This is a genomic window from Thioclava sp. F28-4 (genome assembly GCF_002020045.1).
Lineage (GTDB): Bacteria > Pseudomonadota > Alphaproteobacteria > Rhodobacterales > Rhodobacteraceae > Thioclava > Thioclava sediminum.
In genome coordinates this window covers 195,402-215,339 of the sequence record NZ_MPZQ01000004.1, presented here as the reverse complement: position 1 = coordinate 215,339, position 19,938 = coordinate 195,402, and the positions used below count along the sequence as shown (strand labels likewise).

Annotated in this window: 17 protein-coding genes; 9 read left to right on the top strand and 8 right to left on the bottom strand. The window is 64.8% G+C overall.

Features of this window, described 5'->3' with window-relative positions; all coding sequences use genetic code 11:
• Positions 1-181 precede the first annotated feature (181 nt).
• A complete protein-coding gene (locus BMI87_RS11095; protein ID WP_075776878.1) occupies positions 182-451 on the bottom strand; it encodes a YMGG-like glycine zipper-containing protein in 270 nt (89 codons plus the stop codon).
• Positions 452-637: 186 nt separating this feature from the next.
• Between BMI87_RS11095 and BMI87_RS11090 the strand changes: the two genes are divergently transcribed.
• The gene (locus BMI87_RS11090) at positions 638-2,272 is read left to right on the top strand and encodes a glycosyltransferase family 39 protein (RefSeq protein WP_168175201.1); all 1,635 of its coding nucleotides are present in this window, start codon (positions 638-640) and stop codon (positions 2,270-2,272) included.
• Positions 2,273-2,342: 70 nt separating this feature from the next.
• Here BMI87_RS11090 and BMI87_RS11085 read toward each other — a convergent pair whose 3' ends face one another.
• The gene (locus BMI87_RS11085; RefSeq protein WP_078521416.1) at positions 2,343-3,503 is read right to left on the bottom strand and encodes a Do family serine endopeptidase; all 1,161 of its coding nucleotides are present in this window, start codon (positions 3,501-3,503) and stop codon (positions 2,343-2,345) included.
• A gap of 165 nt (positions 3,504-3,668) precedes the next feature.
• Between BMI87_RS11085 and BMI87_RS11080 the strand changes: the two genes are divergently transcribed.
• The gene (locus BMI87_RS11080) at positions 3,669-4,340 is read left to right on the top strand and encodes a response regulator transcription factor (RefSeq protein ID WP_078521669.1); all 672 of its coding nucleotides are present in this window, start codon (positions 3,669-3,671) and stop codon (positions 4,338-4,340) included.
• A complete protein-coding gene (locus tag BMI87_RS11075) occupies positions 4,340-5,719 on the top strand; it encodes a HAMP domain-containing sensor histidine kinase (RefSeq protein ID WP_078521414.1) in 1,380 nt (459 codons plus the stop codon). Before BMI87_RS11080 ends, BMI87_RS11075 begins: the two co-directional genes overlap by 1 nt.
• Here the strand turns inward: BMI87_RS11075 and BMI87_RS11070 are convergent.
• On the bottom strand, positions 5,707-6,921 hold the full coding sequence (locus BMI87_RS11070; RefSeq protein WP_371326879.1) for an ROK family protein: 1,215 nt from the start codon (positions 6,919-6,921) through the stop codon (positions 5,707-5,709). The two genes, BMI87_RS11075 and BMI87_RS11070, sit on opposite strands and share 13 nt — an antisense overlap.
• A gap of 186 nt (positions 6,922-7,107) precedes the next feature.
• On the opposite strand from BMI87_RS11070, the gene BMI87_RS11065 reads away from it, so the two are divergent.
• From BMI87_RS11065 to BMI87_RS11055, 3 genes are all read left to right on the top strand, one after another.
• The gene (locus BMI87_RS11065) at positions 7,108-8,118 is read left to right on the top strand and encodes a sugar ABC transporter substrate-binding protein (RefSeq protein WP_078521667.1); all 1,011 of its coding nucleotides are present in this window, start codon (positions 7,108-7,110) and stop codon (positions 8,116-8,118) included.
• Between the two features lie 101 nt (positions 8,119-8,219).
• Positions 8,220-9,296, top strand: coding sequence for an ABC transporter permease (locus tag BMI87_RS11060; RefSeq protein ID WP_078521410.1), 1,077 nt, complete (start codon positions 8,220-8,222; stop codon positions 9,294-9,296).
• Entirely contained in the window at positions 9,293-10,075 is a 783-nt protein-coding gene (locus BMI87_RS11055) for an ATP-binding cassette domain-containing protein (RefSeq protein WP_078521408.1), read from the top strand. The genes BMI87_RS11060 and BMI87_RS11055 overlap by 4 nt, the downstream gene beginning before the upstream one ends.
• Positions 10,076-10,364: 289 nt before the next feature.
• Here BMI87_RS11055 and ccrA read toward each other — a convergent pair whose 3' ends face one another.
• Positions 10,365-11,657 (bottom strand): crotonyl-CoA carboxylase/reductase, encoded by a 1,293-nt coding sequence (gene ccrA, locus BMI87_RS11050; protein ID WP_078521406.1) that lies wholly within the window; start codon positions 11,655-11,657, stop codon positions 10,365-10,367.
• A gap of 295 nt (positions 11,658-11,952) precedes the next feature.
• Here ccrA and BMI87_RS11045 point away from each other — a divergent pair, with 295 nt between their 5' ends.
• The 3 genes from BMI87_RS11045 (at position 11,953) to BMI87_RS11035 (ending at position 16,372) form a co-directional block, all read left to right on the top strand.
• A complete protein-coding gene (locus BMI87_RS11045) occupies positions 11,953-13,923 on the top strand; it encodes a protein meaA (RefSeq protein ID WP_246832688.1) in 1,971 nt (656 codons plus the stop codon).
• Between the two features lie 137 nt (positions 13,924-14,060).
• Positions 14,061-15,605 (top strand): ATP-dependent RecD-like DNA helicase, encoded by a 1,545-nt coding sequence (locus BMI87_RS11040; RefSeq protein ID WP_078521404.1) that lies wholly within the window; start codon positions 14,061-14,063, stop codon positions 15,603-15,605.
• 50 nt (positions 15,606-15,655) lie between these two features.
• The gene (locus BMI87_RS11035; protein WP_078521402.1) at positions 15,656-16,372 is read left to right on the top strand and encodes an SDR family oxidoreductase; all 717 of its coding nucleotides are present in this window, start codon (positions 15,656-15,658) and stop codon (positions 16,370-16,372) included.
• Here the strand turns inward: BMI87_RS11035 and BMI87_RS11030 are convergent.
• The 4 genes from BMI87_RS11030 to BMI87_RS11015 all read right to left on the bottom strand — a co-directional run bounded on the left by BMI87_RS11030 (position 16,369) and on the right by BMI87_RS11015 (position 19,938).
• Positions 16,369-17,193, bottom strand: a complete 825-nt coding sequence (locus BMI87_RS11030) for a TIGR02186 family protein (protein ID WP_168175200.1) — start codon at positions 17,191-17,193, stop codon at positions 16,369-16,371. The genes BMI87_RS11035 and BMI87_RS11030 overlap by 4 nt on opposite strands.
• Positions 17,193-18,110 (bottom strand): sulfite exporter TauE/SafE family protein, encoded by a 918-nt coding sequence (locus BMI87_RS11025; protein ID WP_078521398.1) that lies wholly within the window; start codon positions 18,108-18,110, stop codon positions 17,193-17,195. The genes BMI87_RS11030 and BMI87_RS11025 overlap by 1 nt, the downstream gene beginning before the upstream one ends.
• A 78-nt stretch (positions 18,111-18,188) precedes the next feature.
• Positions 18,189-18,989 carry a purine-nucleoside phosphorylase gene (locus BMI87_RS11020; RefSeq protein WP_078521396.1) on the bottom strand — a complete coding sequence of 267 codons (801 nt, stop codon included), beginning with the start codon at positions 18,987-18,989 and terminating at the stop codon, positions 18,189-18,191.
• Positions 18,973-19,938, bottom strand: coding sequence for an ABC transporter permease (locus BMI87_RS11015; RefSeq protein WP_078521394.1), 966 nt, complete (start codon positions 19,936-19,938; stop codon positions 18,973-18,975). Before BMI87_RS11015 ends, BMI87_RS11020 begins: the two co-directional genes overlap by 17 nt.

Genomic DNA, 19,938 nt, shown 5'->3' with positions numbered 1-19,938 from the left:
GGAATTTTGGGGTCTTTTTCTCTGTCGCGCTTGGCTGTGGAGATAGCCGGGCAGAGGGGCTGCGGCAATGGCGTGCGACAATCCGCGCTTGTCACGTCTGCGGCACGTTCCGCCATTCGCGCATGAAAAAACCGTTCGGATGAGGGTCCGAACGGTTTTCGAGGTTACCTGTGGCGGGGCCTTAGCAGGGCGCGATGTACTCGCGGCCATAGGAGTCGCGATAGCGGCACTGACCCGGCTGGTTGGCTTTGCCGATCAGAGCGCCGGCAACGGTACCGACTGCGCCGCCGATCGCGGCGTTCTGGACGCGGTCGCCGTCATCCGAAACAGCAGCGCCGATAGCGGCACCGGCAACACCGCCGGTCGCGGCAGCGCGGTCTTGTTGCGACATCTGGCAGCCTGCAACAGCAACGGTGGCGCTGAGCGGCAGGATGAGGAACATCTTCTTCATGGTACGTGTCTCCCTTCTGTATCTTCGACATCCAACGTCGCCCCTCTCCGGGCAGTTCCAAGTTTTTCTTAATTAGTTTTGAGCCCGTATCCTGAAGCCGTGATGGTCGTGTGGCTTGACATGCGAGGTCATTCGGGGGTCAAGCAATATGGAACCCTTCGACACAGACGACAGAAAGACACGCCTATGAGTTCGACCGCTTGGCGCGTTCCCCTGATCGGGGCGCTTTTCCTTTTCGCGCTGAGCGCGGTGGTGTTGATGGTCATGCGCCCGCTGATGGCGATCGACGAGACGCGCTATGTCACCGTCGCCTGGGAGATGTGGCAGGGCGGCTCCAAGCTGGTGCCGCATCTCAACGGGGCGATCTATTCCGACAAGCCGCCGCTTCTGTTCTGGCTCATCAATATCGTCTGGAGCGTCACGGGCCCCAGCGAATGGGCGGCGCGGCTGGTCGCGCCCGCCTTCGGGCTGCTGTCGGTCGGGCTGGTGGCGATGCTCGCGCGCAGGCTCTGGCCGGAGGAGCCCGAGCGCGCCGGGCTCGCCGCGCTGATCCTCGGCACGAGCGGGGTATTTCTGCTCTTCGGCTCCACGACGATGTTCGACACGATGCTGACGGCGGCGACTCTGCTGGGGATGCTCGCGGTCTGGGCGATGCGCGACACGGATCGGTTCGCGCCGGTGATCGGGCTCGGCTTCGCGCTGGCCTTCGGCGTCTTCGCCAAGGGGCCGGTGATCCTCGTGCATGTGCTGCCGACTGCGCTTTTGATGCCGCTTTGGGCGACCGGGACAGAGCGGCCCGCGCTCAAGCAGTGGTATGCGCGGATCGGGATCAGTTTTCTGATCGGTTTCGGCATCGTGCTTCTGTGGCTCGGTCCGGCGATCATCTTCGGCGGGGCGGAATATCGCGAGCAGATCCTGTGGAAGCAAAGCGCCGGGCGGATGGTGGAAAGCTTCGCCCATGGCCGCCCCGTCTGGTTCTTCGCGGCGCTGCTGCCTTTCTTCCTCTGGCCGTGGGGCTGGAGCCGCGCGGGGCTGGCCACGTTCAAACCCTCGCGGCTTTGGGAGGATGCGGGCACGCGCATGGTGGCGGTCTGGTTCGCCACCGCCTTCTTCGCCTTTTCGCTGATTTCGGGCAAGCAGGCGCATTACCTCGTGCCGGAACTGCCTGCGCTGGCGCTGATCCTGTCGGGGCTGCTGCCCACGGCGGAGCGCCGGATGCGCTGGCTGCGGTTGCTGTGGCTTCTGCCCGGCGTGGCGACGGCGATCGCTGCGGCATCGGTGCATTTCGGGGCGTTCCCGGAACTGCCCGAGGGCACCGGCTCGTGGCTCTTCGTGATCGCGGGTGTGGCGCTGCTCGTGGGCGGCGCGCTGATCGTGCTGAAAGCGCGGCAGGGGTGGTTCGCCGAAGCCTTCGTCGCGCCACTGGTGCTGATCGCCATTCAGATCATGGTCTGGCCGATCCTTTGGAAAGTCTACGATCCGGCGCCGATCGCGAGCCTGATCGCCGCGCATTCCGAGAATGGTGTGGCGACCACCGATCGCGGCTATGCGGGACAGTTCTCGTTCGTCGCGCGGCTCGAGAAGCCTGTGACGGTGCTTGGCAACAGCGCCGATCTGGGGCGCTGGATGGCGGATCATCCCGGCGGTCTGATCCTCGCCGCGAAGCCGATCGAGGGCGCCGACGGTCTGAGCCAGATCGCGGAGCGGCATTTCCGGCAGGACGACTGGCGGCTCTATCAGGTGGCGGAGACGATCGTGCCGCCTACCTCCGACCCTGCGCCCGCGCCCGTGTCGACTGCCGCGCCCAGCAGCGCAAACTGACCCTCCAAACTAAAAGACACGCCCGAAGCAGATGCTCCGGGCGTGCCTTCTAACCGATAGACTTCAAGTATTATGACTTGGTCTTCTCGGTGGGCCGCTCATCAAGAGTGACGGAGAGCGTGAGCGGCTTGTTCGCGCGCAGCAGCGAGAGCTGCACTTCGGTGCCCGGCGCGTCGGACCCGATCGCACGGGTCAGATCGCGGGGCTCTTTCATCGGCTTGCCATCGACACCGACGATGATGTCGCCGCGCTTCAGGCCAGCTTTCTTCGCGGGCGTATCGGACGACACATCGGCCACGAGCACGCCTTCGGGCTTGTCGAGACCCAGCGCCGCCGCGATGTCTTCGCTGACCGGCTGGATCTGCACGCCGAGGAAGCCGCGCTTGACGGTGCCGTCGTTCTGCAGATCGGCGACGACGCCCTTGATCGTGTCGGAGGGCACCGAGAAACCGATCCCGACGGAACCGCCGGTGGGCGACAGGATCGCGGTGTTCATGCCGATCACTTCGCCTTGGGCATCAAAGAGCGGGCCACCCGAGTTGCCTTTGTTGATGGCTGCGTCGGTCTGGATGTAGTTATCGAACGGGCCCGATTTCAAGTCCCGACCCTTGGCCGAAACGATCCCGGTCGACACGGAGGTGCCAAGGCCGAACGGGTTGCCGATCGCCACGACCGGCTCGCCGACCTGCGCAGCCTGGCTGTCGCCGAAGCCCACGGTCGGCAGGTCCTTGTCGGTGTTGACCTTGACCACGGCGATATCGGTGGCCTTGTCTTCGCCGATCACTTTCGCATCTGCGGTCGAGCCGTCGGAGAAGGTGACCTTCACGCTCTCGGCACCGTCGACGACATGGGCGTTGGTGACGATATGGCCGTCTTTCTGGATGATGAAGCCGGTGCCGAGGCCGGTGATCTCAGGACGTTGCATCTGCTGGCCCTGACCGTTGGGACCCGGACCCATGTCGGGCATGCCGAAACGACGCTGGAAGAACTCGAAGGGGAAATCCTGCGGCATCCCCATCTGGGCCATTTCCTGATCGTTGGCCTGCTTCTTGATCTCGATGGTGACCACGGCGGGCATCACCTTCTTCACCAGATCGACGGTGTTGGTGAAGGTTTCGGCGGCAGCCACGTTCGGGACCAGTGCCAGACCGCTCGTCGCAACGGCGCCTGCGCCGAGCATGGCGGTGGTGGCGAGGGTGCGCAGCAGGGGGGCTTTGCGGAAGTCCTGCATGTTTCTCTCCTTGTTGACAGGTATGCACCCTATGTGAGGGCCTAGCCTGTCAGGGACTCTGCGGGAAGATTGCAGAGCTGTTATCCTTTTCACCTTTAGGGGAGGGGTGCGTGACTTGTGCGGTGGCATCGGCCACATATGTCGCGAACCGAGAAAGCGAGTGCGATGAAACTGCTGTTGATCGAAGACGACGCGACCACCGCCGATTACGTGCTGCGGGGCCTGCGCGAAGAGGGCCACACGGTCGACCATCTCGCGAATGGCCGCGACGGGCTGACCCAAGCGCTGGGCGGGACCTATGACGTGATGATCATCGACCGGATGCTGCCGGAACTGGACGGTCTTTCGATCACCCGCGCGATCCGCGCCGCGAAGGTCACGACGCCGATCATCTTCCTGACCGCGATCGGCGGGGTGGATGACCGGATCGAGGGGCTCAACGCAGGCGCGGACGATTACCTCGTGAAACCCTTCGCCTTCGGCGAGCTCTCGGCGCGGCTCGCCGCACTGGCGCGCCGTCCGCAGGCGCAGTCGGAGCAGGTGATGCTCGAGGCAGGCGATCTGAAGATGGACCTGATCGCGCGCAAGGTGACGCGCGGCGGGCAGGAGATCGACCTTTTGCCGCGGGAGTTCTCGCTTCTGGAATTCCTGCTGCGCCGCAAGGGCCGGGTGCAGACCCGGACGATGTTGCTGGAGGGCGTTTGGGATCTGAATTTCGATCCGCAGACCAATGTCGTGGAAACCCATATCTCGCGGCTCCGGAACAAGGTCGACAAACCGTTCGACCGTGACCTCATCCACACCGTGCGCGGCGCGGGCTACCGGATCGAGGGCTGATGAAGGCACGTCTGAACCGCGCGGAAATCCTTGCCTCGACGCCGCTGCGGCAGGCGCTCGGGCTGATGGGGATCGTCTTCGCAATCCTTCTGGTGACGCTGGGCTTTGCCTATGTCGCGCTGCGCTCCTCGACCGAGGATTCGATCCGCGCCGATCTCAAGCAGCAGACGGCGGTGTTTCAGGTCGCGGCCAATCCCGAGACTCTCTCGGTGATCGTCTCGGCGGAGGCGCGGGCCTCGGACCCGTCCGAGCGGGCGATCGCCTTCGTGATGTCGGATGGGCGGCAGGTCGGCAATGTGCGGGTCACGCATCAGGGCGACCGCTGGGTCATCTCGCGGCATCCCGAATATGCGCCGCTTTCGAAACATGGCTATTTCACGCTGACGATGCCGCTTGCGGGTGGCTTGCTGGTGATCGGGGAGAGCCGCGCGCCGATTGCGGAACTGACCTCGACCTTCCTCGCGATCCTCGTCTTCTCCTTTGTGCCGTCGCTGCTGGTCTCTGCGGCCTATGGCGCTTGGGTCGGGATGCGGGCGCGCAAGCGGGTGAGCGCGATCGAAGAGACGCTCGACGATCTGACCGAAGGGCGGTTGGAGGCGCGAGTGCCGCGCGATGAGGTGAAGGCCCGGAAAGGCGACGACCTTGCGCGGATCGGGGCGCGGCTGAACGTGATGGCCGAGACGCAGGAGGCGACGGTCGCGGCGCTGCGTCAGGTTTCCGCCGATATTGCACATGATCTGAAGACGCCGATGCAGCGAATTTCCGTGCTGCTGTCGGAGCTGCAAGAGGCTTTGCCCGAGGACACGCCGCCCCGGGCGCTGGCCGAGCAGGCGGGCACCGAGGCCGAACGCGCGGTGGCCGTGTTCCACTCGCTCCTGCGGATTGCGCAGATCGAGGGCGGCAGTCCAAAAGCGCGCTTCGCGCGGGTCGATCTGGGCGCGCTCGCGGCCGATATCACCGAGCTCTACGAGGCGAGCGCCGAAGAGGCGGGCGGGGCGCTGACCCTGCAACGGCCCGATGCGCCGCTGATGGTGCATGGCGACCGGGGGCTGCTGGGGCAGATGCTGTCGAACCTGATCGAGAATGCGATCCGCCATGGCGGGCCCGCGCCGAAGATCGCGGTGGCTCTGTCTCGCGAGCGCGGTGCAATCACGCTCAGCGTCGCCGATCATGGCCCCGGCATTCCCGAGGCGGAGCGCGAGAAGGTTCTGCGTAGGCTTTATCGGCTGGAGCGCTCGCGCACGACGCCGGGCAATGGGCTGGGGCTTGCGCTGGTTCATGCGGTGGCGGGGCTGCACGAGGCGGAGCTGGAGCTGTCCGACAATCGCCCCGGCCTGATCGTGTCGCTGCGCTTCGCCGCGACGGGTCAGTCGGCCTGATCGGGCAGGTCGATCTCGGTCAGGAAACGCAGGCTCAGCGGCAGGGTCGCGGCCCCCAGCGCGCGGGCATCGGGGCCCACCTGCCCCTCGCGCACGATCGGAACGCCCGCGCCCGAGAGGTTGATCTTCGCCAGTTCCGCTTCGGTGGCGGCGACGAGCCGCGCGCGCAGATCGTCAGGCATCCAGCCGTCGATTACGATCGCGTCGAGATCGCACAGCGCCGCCGAGGAGGCGGCGACAGTCGCGAGGCCGCGCGCCGCTTTCGCGAGCCAGTCCTCGACGATGTCTTCGGGAAGGTCCCATTCGTCGCGCCGCTCCCAGAGGAAGCTCGCATTGAGGCCGCGCTCCGCCATCGCCGCTTCGATGGCTGAGAGCGAGGCCACGTCGAGCAACTGGCATTGCCCGCCGTGACCGTCGGGCACCGGCATCGAGGCAAGCGCGCCCGCATTGTTGTTGGGACCGGTCACAAGCGAGCCGTTCATCACCAGTCCTCCGCCCACGAAGAAGCCCACGAACGCATAGAGGAAATCGTCCGGCAGGGTCTGATCGCCCAGCAACAGCTCTGCCGAACAGGCGGCGGAGGCGTCGTTTTCCAGCACCACGGGGAATGGGTAGATTGCCTCCAGCTCGGCACGGATGTCGCGCTCGCGCCAATCGGCCATCGCACTTTCGTCGAGGCCGAGCGCGACGCCCCAGTCCCACATCCGGAACGGCGCGCCGATGCCGAGACCCGAGATGCGCTCGCGTTTCGAGGCGGGCAACTCCGTCACCATCCGCGCGATCGCGTCGATGGCGAAGGCGATGGTGTCGGCGGCGGTGGGGTAGTCGTGGCGCGAGACGCTGCGCGAGATCGGCGTGCCCATCATGTCGATCAGGATCACCTCGCTGCGGCGGCGTCCGACCTTCAGGCCCAGAAAATAGGCGCCTTCCGGGTTCAGGCGCATCGGCACCGTGGGCTGGCCGACCTTGCCGCGCACCGGGTCGCAGCGCAGCAGGAAGCCTTCATCTTCGAGCGCACGCATGATGACGGAAACGGTCTGCGCCGAGAGGCCGGTCATCCGCGCGATCTCTGATTTCGCCAAGGCGCCACGGCGGCGAATCAGCGACATCACCAGCCGTTCGTTGCGGTTGCGCATTGAGGAATGATCCGTGCCAATTTTCACCGGGGCGGTCTTGATCATTTCCATCACGCGCTGGGGCACAGTTCATTCTCCGAGGCTGCTCGCGCTTAAGTTACGCTGAGTATTTATCGGCTTCCAGAGGGTGTTCTGTCAATTAATAAATCCACGTGACTTATCTATTGACGAGTCGCCCCGTCTTCGCACATGATTTGCCTCGAAGCCGATCGGAGAGACGGCTGAATTGTTTCTGGGAGGAGACCTGACATGATGAAGAAAACCGCAATTCTCGGTGCAACCGCGCTTGGCCTGATGGCGACGGGCGCTTGGGCGGAAACCACTGCCTGCCTGATCACCAAGACCGACACCAACCCGTTCTTCGTGAAGATGAAAGAGGGTGCCTCGGCCAAGGCCAAAGAGATGGGCATCACGCTCAACACTTATGCGGGCAAGCTCGACGGCGACGTGGAAAGCCAGGTCGCGGCGGTCGAAAGCTGCATCGCGGCAGGCGCCAAGGGTATCCTGATCACCCCGTCCGACAGCCGTGCGCTTGCGCCTGCGGTTACGAAGGCGCGCGAGGCCGGTGCGCTGGTGATCGCGCTCGACACCCCGTTCGAACCCGCCGACACCGCGGATGCGACCTTCGCCACCGACAACTTCAAGGCAGGCGAGCTGATCGGTCAGTGGGCCAAGGCGAAAATGGGCGACAAGGCTGCGGATGCGAAGATCGGCTTCCTCGACCTCAACCCGAGCCAGGTTTCGGTCGATTACCTGCGCGATCAGGGCTTCATGAAGGGCTTCGGCATCGACATCAAAGACGAGAAGAAGATCGGCGACGAAGACGATCCGCGCATCGTCGGCCATGACGTGACCAACGGCAACGAGCAGGGCGGCCGCACGGCGATGGAGAACCTTCTCCAGAAGGATCCGGGCATCAATGTCGTCTACACGATCAACGAGCCCGCTGCCGCTGGTGCCTATGAGGCGCTGAAATCGGTCGGCATGCAGGATCAGGCGATCATCGTTTCGGTCGATGGCGGCTGCCCGGGCGTGCAGAACGTCAAGGAAGGCATCATCGGCGCGACCTCGATGCAGTTCCCGCTGAAGATGGCCTCGATGGGCATCGAAGCGATCGCGGCCTTCGCCAAGGACGGCACCAAGCCGCAGAACTCCGAAGGTCTCGACTTCTACAACACCGGCGTGACGCTGATCACCGACCAGCCGGTCGATGGCATCGACTCGATCTCGTCGGAAGAAGGCCTGAAGCAGTGCTGGGGCTGATCCCCGCCTGAAAGACCGGAAGGGCCGCCCCGCGCGGTGGCCCTTTCCTTTGGGCCGCGTGACGGCCCTTCACCCCACATTGCACAAAGAGGATGACGGACATGACCCAGACCGTTCCGCCTCGCGGCCAGTCCTTCGAGCACGGCCTCGACCAAAGCGACAAGACCGTCGCGGCCTTCAAGAGTAAGAAACGCGGGCTTCTCGGCACGATCCAGCACGGGCTGCACGGCAATCCGACGATGGTGCCGGTGATCGTGCTGCTGTTGTCCGTCGCCGTGTTCGGCCTGGTCGCAGGGGGCAAGTTCTTCTCGGCCTTCAACCTGACCCTGATCATGCAGCAGGTCTCGATCATCGGGATGCTGGCTGCGGCGCAATCGCTGATCATCCTGACCGCAGGCATCGACCTTTCGGTGGCCGCGATCATGGTGCTGATGTCGGTCATCGCCGGCAACCTTGCCGTCTACATGGGCGTGCCCGCACCGATCGCGCTGCTGATTTCCTTCGCAGGCGGCACCGGCGCCGGTTTGCTGAACGGCTTCCTCGTCACCAAGGTGAAACTGCCGCCCTTCATCACCACGCTCGGCACCTGGTCGATCTTCTACGCGCTGAACCTGTGGCTTTCGGGCGCGCAGTCGATCCGCTCGCAGGATATCGACAAGTTCGCGCCCCTTCTGAAATTCTTCGGCAACACGATCACCGTCGGCAATGCGCGACTGACCTATGGCTCGGTCCTGATGGTCGTGGTGTTCCTAGTGCTCTGGTATCTGCTGAACAAGACCGCCTGGGGCCGCCACGTCTATGCCGTGGGCGACGACAAGGAGGCGGCGGAACTCGCGGGTATCCGCACCGACCGCACGCTGCTGTCGGTCTACGGTCTGGCGGGTCTCGTCTGCGCGATCGCAGCCTGGGCGTCGATCGGCCGCGTGGGATCGATCTCGCCGCAGGCCTTCTACGAGGCGAACCTGCATTCCATCACCGCCGTGGTGATCGGGGGCATCTCGCTCTTCGGCGGGCGCGGCTCGATCCTCGGCGCATTGTTCGGGGCGCTGATCGTGGGCGTGTTCCAGTCGGGGCTGCGGCTCGCGAATGTGGACGTGCTCTGGCAGGTCTTCGCCATCGGCTGGCTCATCATCATCGCGGTCGCTATCGACCAATGGATCAGAAAGGTTTCGGCATGACGCAAGAACCCATTCTCACCGCACGCGGTCTGGTCAAACGCTATGGCCGCGTCACCGCCCTCGACGAGTGCGACTTCGATCTCTACCCGGGCGAAATCCTTGCCGTGATCGGCGATAACGGGGCCGGGAAATCCTCGCTCATCAAGGCGATCTCCGGGGCCGTTACGGCCGACGAGGGCGAGATCAAGCTCGAAGGCAAGCCGATCTCCTTCAAGAGCCCGCTGGAGGCGCAGGATGCCGGGATCGCGACGGTCTACCAGACGCTCGCGCTCTCTCCCGCGCTGTCGATCGTGGACAACATGTTCGTCGGGCGCGAGTTGCGCCGCGCCGGTCCGATGGGCAAATGGCTGCGGATGCTCGACAAGCCCGCGATGCGCGCCTTCGCCCGCGAGAAGCTGAACGATCTGGGGCTGGCGACCATTCAGGACATCGATCAGGCGGTCGAGACGCTGTCGGGTGGTCAGCGTCAGGGCGTGGCGGTGGCCCGTGCGGCGGCCTTCGGGTCGAAGGTGATCATCATGGACGAGCCGACGGCGGCGCTGGGCGTGAAGGAAAGCCGTCAGGTGCTCAACCTGATCCTTGATCTCAAGGCAAAAGGTCTGCCGATCATCCTGATCTCGCACAATATGCCGCATGTGTTCGAGGTGGCGGATCGGGTCCACGTTCACCGGCTGGGCAAGCGGCTTTGCGTGATCGATCCGAAGAACCATTCGATGTCGGATGCGGTGGCCTACATGACCGGCGCGAAGCAGCCCGAGGATGCGAACGAAGCTGCTTGAGGGCAGGCAAGAGAGCCCTAAGCGCTCGGTCGGATCGGCCGGGCGTTTTTCGTTTGGGGCTGCGTCCTTGGCGCGGGGCGACCAGCCCCGGGCCGCGCCCGACCCTCCCCCTGGGAGAGCGCATTGGCGATGTCAGCGCGGGAACGAATGGGCGACGGGCTTGCGAGATAAAGTGCCCAGCCACGAACCGATCAAAGCGCCCACCCAAGGCTCGGGCGCGTCCCTCACCCAAAATAGAAAAACCCGCGCCCTCCCGAGCGCGGGTTTCCCGTGAAACAACAACGGCTCGTCAGTTGCGGCGACCCGCTTCCAGCGCGTCCTCGAAGGTACGCAGCCCGGTTTTGGGCGCCTGCACCAGCACGGCCATGTTGCCCGGCTTATGCTCGTTGCGCAGCATCTTGGTGTGGGCCTGCGGGATCTGATCCCACGGGAAGACCTCGGACATGCAGGGGTCCAGACGCCGCTCCACCATCAGCTTGTTGGCCGAGGCCGCCTGCTTGAGGTTGGCGAAGTGCGAACCCTGAAGGCGCTTCTGGTGCATCCACATGTAGCGCACGTCGAAGGTGCAGTTGAAGCCACTCGTGCCCGCGCAGATCACCACGATCCCGCCCTTCTTCACGATCAGCGTCGAGACCGGGAAGGTCGCCTCGCCGGGGTGTTCGAAGACCATGTCCACGTTCACGCCCTTGCCGGTGATGTCCCAGATCGCCTTGCCGAACTTGCGGGCCTCTTTCAGCCACTCGTTATATTCCGGCGTGTTGACCGTGGGCAGCTGACCCCAGCACTTGAAGTCCTTGCGGTTGATCACGCCCTTGGCGCCCTGGTCCATCACGAACTGACGCTTGCTTTCGTCCGAGATCACGCCGATCGCGTTGGCGCCTGCGGTGTTCGCAAGCTGGATCGCGTAGGAACCCAGACCGCCCGAGGCACCCCAGACCAGCACGTTCTGACCGGGCTTGAGCTCATGGGGGTGGTGACCGAACAGCATCCGGTAGGCAGTGGCCAGCGTCAGCGTGTAGCAGGCGGCCTCTTCCCAGGTCAGGTGCTTCGGGCGCGGCATCAGCTGTTGCGCCTGCACGCGGGTGAACTGCGAGAACGAGCCGTCATGCGTCTCGTAGCCCCAGATCCGCTGGGAGGGAGAGAACATCGGGTCGCCGCCGTTGCATTCCTCGTCGTCGCCATCGTCCTGGTTGCAGTGGATCACCACTTCGTCGCCGACTTTCCAGCGTTTGACCTTGTCGCCCACCTTCCAGACGATGCCGGACGCGTCCGAGCCCGCGATGTGATAGGGCTGCTTGTGGCCGTCGAAGGGCGAAATCGGAACGCCAAGACCGGCCCAGACGCCGTTATAGTTCACGCCCGCGGCCATCACGAGGACGAGCACTTCGTGGCTGTCGATCTCCCAGGTGTCGACGACTTCCTGCTGGAAAGACTGCTCGGGCTCGCCATGGCGTTCGCGACGGATCGCCCAAGCGTACATTTTCGGGGGGACGTAGCCGAGGGGCGGCATCTCGCCGATCTCGTAAAGGTCCTTCTCCGGCGCATCGTAGGGCGCGATACCGGTTTCCTGATCAAGGGCCATGGCTCTCTCCTGTCTGTCCTTGCCGCGCCGCAGAATCGGGCGGTGTTCGTTCAGAGGGATACGCATGGCTGCGCAACTTTTCAATCCCTGACGTTCCGTTTTTGTAATTTTATGTCCCTCTCGATTTTAGGGCTGCGGGCAAACCCCTATTTATCAAGCCTCGCTACGCGGACGCTGCGTGAAAGCCAGCCACGCCGCGTTGCAGCGAATTGACAGGATCACAAAATTCAATTTAAACCATCCCAACGCGCAACAATATTGCGCAACGAAGATTCGTATTCCGATGGAGGCCGCCATGACCGACACGATGCCCGCCAAAGACCGCCCCTGGCTGTTTCGCACCTATGCGGGCCATTCCACGGCTGCCGCCTCGAACGCGCTCTATCGCAACAACCTCGCCAAGGGGCAGACGGGCCTCTCCGTGGCTTTCGACCTGCCGACCCAGACCGGCTATGACAGCGATCATGTCCTGTCGCGCGGCGAGGTGGGCAAGGTCGGTGTGCCGGTCTGCCATCTGGGCGACATGCGCGCGCTGTTCGATGAGATCCCGCTCGAGCAGATGAACACTTCGATGACGATCAACGCGACCGCGCCGTGGCTCCTGTCGCTCTATATCGCGGTGGCCGAGGAGCAGGGCGCGGATGTGTCGAAGCTGCAGGGCACGGTGCAGAACGATCTGGTGAAAGAATACCTGTCGCGCGGCACCTATATCTGCCCGCCGAAGCCCTCGCTCGCGATGATCACCGATGTCGCGGCCTATACCCGCGAGCACCTGCCGAAATGGAACCCGATGAACGTGTGTTCCTACCACCTGCAGGAAGCCGGGGCGACGCCGCAGCAGGAGCTGGCCTTCGCGCTGGCGACCGCGATTGCGGTGCTGGACGATCTGAAAACCAAGGTGCCGGAAGAGGCCTTCCCCGCGATGGTCGGGCGGATCTCCTTCTTCGTGAATGCGGGCATCCGCTTCGTGACCGAGATGTGCAAGATGCGCGCCTTCACCGAGCTGTGGGACGAGATCTGCCGCGAGCGCTACGGCGTCGAAGAGGAGAAATTCCGCCGTTTCCGCTATGGCGTGCAGGTGAACTCGCTCGGCCTGACCGAACAGCAGCCCGAGAACAACGTCTACCGCATCCTGATCGAGATGCTGGCCGTGACGCTGTCGAAAAACGCGCGCGCCCGCGCCGTGCAGCTGCCTGCGTGGAACGAAGCGCTCGGCTTGCCGCGCCCCTGGGATCAGCAATGGTCGCTCAGGATGCAGCAGATCATGGCCTATGAGACCGACCTTCTCGAATATGGCGATCTCTTCGACGGCAACCCGGCGGTGAGTGCGAAGGTCGAGGCGCTGAAGGACGGCGCCCGCGCCGAGCTGGAAACGCTCGACTCGATGGGCGGGGCGATCGCCGCGATCGACTACATGAAATCGCGTCTGGTGGAATCGAATGCCGCGCGGATCAACCGGATCGAGGCCGAAGAGACCATCGTTGTCGGCGTGAACCGCTGGCAGCAGGGCGAGCCCTCGCCGCTGACCGCAGGCGATGGCGGCATCATGGTTGTGGACCCGGCGGTGGAGCAGGAGCAGATCGACCGTCTGAACGCCTGGCGCGCCGAGCGTGACGAGGCCGCGGTGCAGGATGCGCTCGCGCAACTCAAGGCAGACGCGAAGGCCAGCAAGAACATCATGGAAGCCTCGATTGCCGCCGCGAAAGCGGGCGCGACCACGGGTGAATGGGCGGGCGTGATGCGCGCCGTTCATGGCGAGTATCGCGGCCCCACGGGCGTCTCGCGCTCGCCCTCGAACCAGACCGAAGGGCTCGACGATATCCGCGAGGCCGTGGATGCGGTCAGCTCGCAGCTGGGTCGTCGCCTGAAATTCCTCGTCGGCAAGCCGGGCCTCGACGGCCACTCGAACGGCGCCGAGCAGATCGCCTTCCGCGCCCGCGATTGCGGCATGGACATCACCTATGACGGCATCCGCCTGACGCCCGAACAGATCGTCGCCAAGGCAATCGAGGACGAGGCGCATGTGGTGGGGCTGTCGATCCTGTCGGGCTCGCATATGCCCCTGATCGAGGAGCTGATGGAGCGGATGCGCGCGGCTGGCCTCGATCACGTGCCGGTCGTCGTCGGTGGGATCATCCCCGAGGAAGACGCGAAGAAGCTCCTGAGCTTCGGCGTCGCGCGCGTCTACACGCCCAAGGATTTCGAGCTGAACCGGATCATGATGGATATCGTGACGCTCGCGACCCCGGCCGAAAAAGCCGCCTGAGCGCGCAGCCCGTTTGGGATCGGGAAGAAGCAGGCGTCTTCTTCTCGACCCAAATATCCCCGCCGGAGGCTCCCGGCGTCGGACCCCGCGAAAACCGCGCCCTTTCGCCCGCCAAGGTGCGCAGGTAAGGTCGCGCCATGACGACCCCCATGATCCAGTTTTCCGAGGACCAGGCCGAGGCTTGGGATGCCGTTGCTTCCGCGCTCGAGGCGGCGGGGGTGGATATTCTCGAAGGCTCGATGACACCGGAAAGCGGCAGCAATCGCGTGCTTTCGGTGATCGGCAAGGCGGGGTCGGGCAAGACGCTACTTCTGGCGGAGCTCTATAAAGCGTTGGAGGCGGCAGGCGTCGATCTGGTCTCGGGCGATTTCGAGGGCAAGCGGCGCCGCGAAAAGCGCACGCTGGCGATCCTCGCGCCCACGAATAAGGCGGCGAGCGTATTGCGGTCGCGTGGCGTACCCGCGACGACGATCCACCGCATTCTCTACACGCCCGTCTACGATCCCGAATATGAGCGGATCGCGGAATGGCTGACCGGGCAGGGCGAGCGGCCCAAGCCCGAATTGCTGATCGAGATGGGCCTGACCGAAGCGACGCTCGACCGGGCGAAGGCGTTCTACGAGCTGCACAAGTCGATCCCGGCGGCGCTGGCCTCGGCGGGGCTGCGCGGCTCGGATTTCATCAATGGTTGGAAGCGGCGCGAAGACCCGCTCGATATCGGGTTTGTCGACGAGGCCTCGATGCTCGACGAGCGCCAGTTCGACGATCTGCGCGAAATTTTCCCGACGCTGGTGCTGTTCGGCGACCCGGCGCAGCTGGCGCCTGTGAACCAGTCGGGCGAGATGGTCTTCGAGCGTCTGCCCGACGAGCGAAAACACATCCTGCACCGTATCCACCGGCAGGCCGAGGATAACCCGATCCTCGATCTGGCGCATATGCTGGGCGATGAGAGCGTGACCTTCGAGCAATTCGAGCGCGAGATCGAGAAGGCCGCCGCCAAGGACGACCGCGTCGTCTGGGCCGAGCGGGTGGAGAGCGACCTGATGGCGCGCTCGCCGGTGCTGGTCTGGCGCAACGCCACGCGCATCCGGCTGATCCATGCGTTCCGCGCCGCGCATTCCGCGCCAGCCGACATGATGCTGCCGGGCGAGCCCCTGATCTGCGACGGGATCGAACTGCCGGTGAAGCACCGCAAGAAGCGGATCGATCTGGAGGCGCGCGGGCTGATCAAGGGCGCGCAGGTGATCTATCTCGGCCCCGGCAAGAAGCCCGGCTTCTCGCGGCTGCATGTGATGGGGGCGGAAGATCCGCGGCTCTCGGCGGCCTCGATCGTGAAGATCGAAATGCCCGACGAGGAGGAGCCGTTCATTCCGTTCGCGGCCCGGATGGGCGCGACCTTCCTGCATGGCGCGGCGGTGACGATCCACAAGGCGCAGGGCTCGCAATGGGAAGACGTGCAGGTCTTCGCGCCCGATATCTACGCCGCCTACCGGGCAGGGCGCATCGAGGCGGGCATCCCGCTGTGGAAGCGCCTCGCCTATGTCGCGATCACCCGGGCGCAGCATCGACTCTTGTGGGTGGTGCGGGCGCGGTTGGCGCGGCCCTCGGCGCCGCTGACCATTGACGACCTGCCGAAAGGCGGCGGTAAGCTGGAACTGAAAGCCGAACCGCAGGACGGATAGGGCAGGAGCCTCCGGCGGGGATATTTGAGCCAAGGCGAAGGAGGGGCGAGATGGGCGTGATGGTGGTGACCGGGGCGAGCGCCGGGATCGGGCGCGCAGTGGCAGAGGCCGCGCTGGCCGAAGGCTGGCAGGTCGCCTGTCTGGCGCGCTCGGAGGACAAGCTGGCGGAGGTCGCCGCGCAAGGCGACGGGCTGGCGGTGGCTTGCGATGTGAGCGATGCAACAGCGGTGGAGCGCGCCTTTGCCGAGGTCGTCGCGAAGTTCGGGCGGATCGACTTGCTGTTCAACAATGCCGGGATGTTCCCGCCTGCGGCCTTGCCCGACGAGGTCACGCTGGAGGATTGGGACGCCTGTATCGCGGTGAACCTGACGGGGATGTTTCTCTGCGCCCGGGCCGCTTTCGGGCAGATGCGGGGGCAGGCGCCGCGCGGCGGGCGGATCATCAATAACGGCTCGATCTCGGGGCAGGTGCCGCGCGCGAAATCGCTCGCCTATACGACCACCAAACACGCGATCAACGGCATGACCAAGCAGATCGCGCTGGACGGGCGCGATTTCGACATCGCCTGCGGACAGATCGACGTCGGCAATGCGCGCACGGGGCTTCTGGCGTACATGGATTCGGCGGCGACAAAGACGGCGGAGCCCACGATGGACGTGGCCAATGTCGCGCGCTCGGTGCTGCACATGGCCTCGCTGCCGCTCGAGGCGAATGTGCTCAACATGACGGTGATGGCGAGCGCGATGCCCTTCGTCGGGCGCGGTTAACGCACGAAGCGGAAGATCGCGGCGGCCGCCCAGCCCGCGAAGACCGCAAGCGCGAGTGACAAGAGCCCGTAGAGCGCCGCATTCTCATGCGCGAGCGTGTAGAGCCAGCGCTCCAGCCCGACTTTGCGCACCTCGATCGCGGATTGGTACTTGTCCACCAGCTTGCCATCGCGCAGCAGGAAGATGCGGGTCTTGTAATCGCCCTCGGTGAGGTTCGCAGGCAGCGCGAAATCGGCGCGGAACAGCGTGTTATCCACGATATGCACGCCGCCGGTCTCGAGTTTGTAGAGCCCCTGTTCCTTTCGGATATCGACGAGCGCCTCGGTGAAGGGGATCGAATCGTCGACGGTGATCGGACCGGAGAAAGCGCGCATCGCGAGCGGAATCGAGATCCGCTGCTGGGTGTCGGTGCGCCGATCGAGGATATCGCCGAGCGGGCCGGAGGTGGCGACGGCGTAATAGCTGGGGGCAGCGGCGACGCCGACCGAAGCCGTGTTCACCCAGATCCCGAATTCACGCGATTTCTTGCGGATGGTGACTGGGCCGAGCGGCCCTTCGAGCGTCACGATCACGGCGAGCTTCTGCCCTTCGGGCTCCGGCTTCTCGCGTTTGATGGCGCCGTAGATCAGGATCTGGCTGCCGTCGAACGAAGTGGTGATCCCGATATTGTCGCGGCTGAGGCCTGCCACGATCTGCTCATCGGGTTCGGGGCGATTGGTGATCGGCATGCCCGGACGCGCGGGCAGAACCTGTTGGTCCTGTGCCAGAGCGGGCAGGGCCACAGCGCAGAGGCCGAGGGCGAGGAGGGCGGTGCGGATCATCATTCGCCCCCCGTCGCGATGGAGTAGAGGTTGCTCGGATGAAGCACGAGGTCGAGGCCGAGCTTGCCCGCGACGATGATCACGAGAAGCGCCAGCAGGATGCGCAGCTGTTCCGCCTTGAGGCGCGCGCCGAGACGCGAGCCGATCTGCGCGCCGATCACGCCGCCGACGATCAGCAGGAGCGCCAGCATTACGTCCACCGTCTGGTTGGTGATCGCGTGCATCAGCGTGGTGAAGGCCGAGACGAACAGGATCTGGAACAGCGAGGTGCCGATCACGACCTTGGTCGGCATGTTGAGCAGATAGATCATCGCCGGAACCATGATGAAGCCGCCGCCGACGCCCATGATCGCCGCGAGGATGCCGACCGCGACCCCGACCAGCAGCGGCGGGATCACCGAGATATAGAGGCCCGAGGCCCGGAACTTGAACTTGAAGGGCAGCTTGTGGACCCAAGTGTGCTGCACGCGTTTCTTGCGCACGCCACCGCCCTTGCGCTGCTTTTGGATGGTGCGGATGCCCTCTTGCAGCATCAGAAGGCCGATCAGGCCGAGGAAGACGACGTAGCAAAGCTGCACCGCGAGGTCGATCTGGCCCAGCTCGGTCAGCAGGTTGAAGACGTAGATGCCGCTCGCCGAGCCGAGCAGGCCGCCCACCAGCAGCACGAGCCCCATCGGAATGTCGACCGCCTTGCGTTTGAGCTGCGCCAGAACGCCCGACACGGACGAGGCGACGACCTGGTTCGCGCCGGTCGCCACGGCGACGGATGGCGGGATGCCGATGAAGAACAGAAGCGGGGTGATCAGGAAGCCGCCGCCCACGCCGAACAGGCCCGAGAGAAGCCCCACGATACCGCCGAGCCCCAGCAGGGTGAAGATATTGACCGAGACTTCGGCGATGGGCAGGTAGATCTGCATGAACTGCACCCGCTGAGGAGGTTGCATCGTTAGTGTCCCCGAAGGGCAGGCGAAGTCAAACCCCGCCGTGCCGCAGGGTTACAACTGTTGCAGATATCGTCGCAAAACCTGTTCGAGCTTGGCTGCGCCCATCGGCGCGATCGCCTTGGTCTGCTCGTGGCTGATATTCTCCTGCGCCATGCCCGCCCCCATATTGGTGATTACGGAGACGGCGGCGACGCGCAGGCCGAGGAAGCGCGCGAGGATCACTTCCGGCACGGTCGACATGCCCACCGCATCGGCGCCGAAGACCTTGGCGGCGCGGATTTCGGCAGGGGTCTCGAAGGTCGGTCCGGAGAACCAGCAATAGACGCCTTCGGGCAGTTCGATCCCTTCGGCCTTCGCTGCGGCTTGGAGCCCGGCGCGGATCTCCGGGTCATGTGCTTCGGTCAGCGGCACGAAGCGGGCGTCCGACGGCTCGCCAATCAGGGGATTGTTGCCCGAGAAGTTGATGTGATCGTTGAGCATCATCAGCCCGCCGGGCTGGATGTCCTCGCGCAGGCTGCCGGCCGCATTGGTCAGCAGCAGGCTCTCGCAGCCGAGCGCCTTGAGGATCTCCAGCGGCAGGCGCATCTCGGCGGGGTTGCCGTGTTCATAATAGTGAACCCGACCGCCGAAGACGGCGACGCGGACGCCTTCGAGCGTGCCGATCACCAGCTTCGGATTGTGGCCCGAGACGCCCGCATGAGGAAAGCCCGGAAGCTCCGAATAGGGGATCGCCACGCCCTCGACCTCCTCGGCCAGATGGCCGAGGCCGGAGCCGAGGATCAGGCCGAGGCGCGGGGCCTCGTCGCCCGCGCTTTCGCGGATCAGTTGTGCGAGTTCAGCGCTCTTTGACATAGGGCTGCCCCCCTGCACGCGGCGGGATCGCCTTGCCGATGAAGCCCGCGAGGATGATGACGGTGAGGATGTAGGGCACTGCCTGCATGAACTGGATCGGCAGCGTCACGACGCCCAGATCGATATTCGGATAGCGGTTCGAGATCGCTTCCAGCAGGCCGAAGAGCATCGTCGCCCCAAGCGCCGGAACAGGCCGCCATTTCGCGAAAATCAGTGCCGCGAGAGCGATATAGCCGCGCCCGGCGGTCATTTCCTTCACGAAGCCAGCCGCGAGGCCGGTCGCCAGATAGACGCCACCCAGACCCGCCAGCACGCCGGTGATGGCGACGGCGGTGTAGCGCATCCGAATGACCGAGATACCTGCGGTGTCGACCGATTCCGGGTTCTCGCCCACCGCGCGCAGGCGCAGGCCGAAGCGGGTGCGGAACAGCACCCACCAGGTGATCGGCACCATCGCGAAGGCGACATAGACGAGGATCGAGTGGCCCGAGAGAAGGTTCGAGTAGATCGGACCGAGGAAGGGCACATCCTTCACCGCCTCGGCGCCGGGCAGGGTGATCGGATCGAAGCGCCCGTTGCCCGACAGTTGCGGCGTGCGACCGCCCTGATGGAACCAGCTTTGCGCGATCAGAACGGTAAAGCCCGAGGCAAGGAAGTTTACCGCGACGCCGGAAATCAGCTGATTGCCGCGGAAGGTAATCGAGGCGAGGCCATGCACGAAGGCGAGGCTCATCGAGCCCCCCACACCCGCCAGCAACCCGAGCCACGCATTGCCCGTCACCGCCGCGACCGCGCCGGAGAAGAAGGCGGCCATCAGCATCTTGCCCTCGAGGCCGATGTCGAAGATGCCCGCGCGTTCCGAGAACAGACCTGCGAGGCAGGCGAGCAGCAGCGGCGTGCCGAGGCGAACCGCGCTATCGAGAATTTCGATGATCGTTGCGAAATCCAT

What these genes read in the sequence shown, in the direction of transcription:
- BMI87_RS11080 (WP_078521669.1), top strand. Translation starts at nt 3,669, where the DNA reads ATGAAACTGCTGTTGATCGAAGACGACGCGACCACCGCCGATTACGTG.
- BMI87_RS11085 (WP_078521416.1), bottom strand. Translation starts at nt 3,503, where the DNA reads ATGCAGGACTTCCGCAAAGCCCCCCTGCTGCGCACCCTCGCCACCACC.
- BMI87_RS11035 (WP_078521402.1), top strand. Translation starts at nt 15,656, where the DNA reads ATGGGCGTGATGGTGGTGACCGGGGCGAGCGCCGGGATCGGGCGCGCA.
- BMI87_RS11015 (WP_078521394.1), bottom strand. Translation starts at nt 19,938, where the DNA reads ATGGATTTCGCAACGATCATCGAAATTCTCGATAGCGCGGTTCGCCTC.
- BMI87_RS11065 (WP_078521667.1), top strand. Translation starts at nt 7,108, where the DNA reads ATGAAGAAAACCGCAATTCTCGGTGCAACCGCGCTTGGCCTGATGGCG.
- BMI87_RS11095 (WP_075776878.1), bottom strand. Translation starts at nt 451, where the DNA reads ATGAAGAAGATGTTCCTCATCCTGCCGCTCAGCGCCACCGTTGCTGTT.
- BMI87_RS11030 (WP_168175200.1), bottom strand. Translation starts at nt 17,193, where the DNA reads ATGATCCGCACCGCCCTCCTCGCCCTCGGCCTCTGCGCTGTGGCCCTG.
- BMI87_RS11060 (WP_078521410.1), top strand. Translation starts at nt 8,220, where the DNA reads ATGACCCAGACCGTTCCGCCTCGCGGCCAGTCCTTCGAGCACGGCCTC.
- ccrA (WP_078521406.1), bottom strand. Translation starts at nt 11,657, where the DNA reads ATGGCCCTTGATCAGGAAACCGGTATCGCGCCCTACGATGCGCCGGAG.
- BMI87_RS11075 (WP_078521414.1), top strand. Translation starts at nt 4,340, where the DNA reads ATGAAGGCACGTCTGAACCGCGCGGAAATCCTTGCCTCGACGCCGCTG.
- BMI87_RS11045 (WP_246832688.1), top strand. Translation starts at nt 11,953, where the DNA reads ATGACCGACACGATGCCCGCCAAAGACCGCCCCTGGCTGTTTCGCACC.
- BMI87_RS11055 (WP_078521408.1), top strand. Translation starts at nt 9,293, where the DNA reads ATGACGCAAGAACCCATTCTCACCGCACGCGGTCTGGTCAAACGCTAT.
- BMI87_RS11090 (WP_168175201.1), top strand. Translation starts at nt 638, where the DNA reads ATGAGTTCGACCGCTTGGCGCGTTCCCCTGATCGGGGCGCTTTTCCTT.
- BMI87_RS11040 (WP_078521404.1), top strand. Translation starts at nt 14,061, where the DNA reads ATGACGACCCCCATGATCCAGTTTTCCGAGGACCAGGCCGAGGCTTGG.
- BMI87_RS11020 (WP_078521396.1), bottom strand. Translation starts at nt 18,989, where the DNA reads ATGTCAAAGAGCGCTGAACTCGCACAACTGATCCGCGAAAGCGCGGGC.
- BMI87_RS11025 (WP_078521398.1), bottom strand. Translation starts at nt 18,110, where the DNA reads ATGCAGATCTACCTGCCCATCGCCGAAGTCTCGGTCAATATCTTCACC.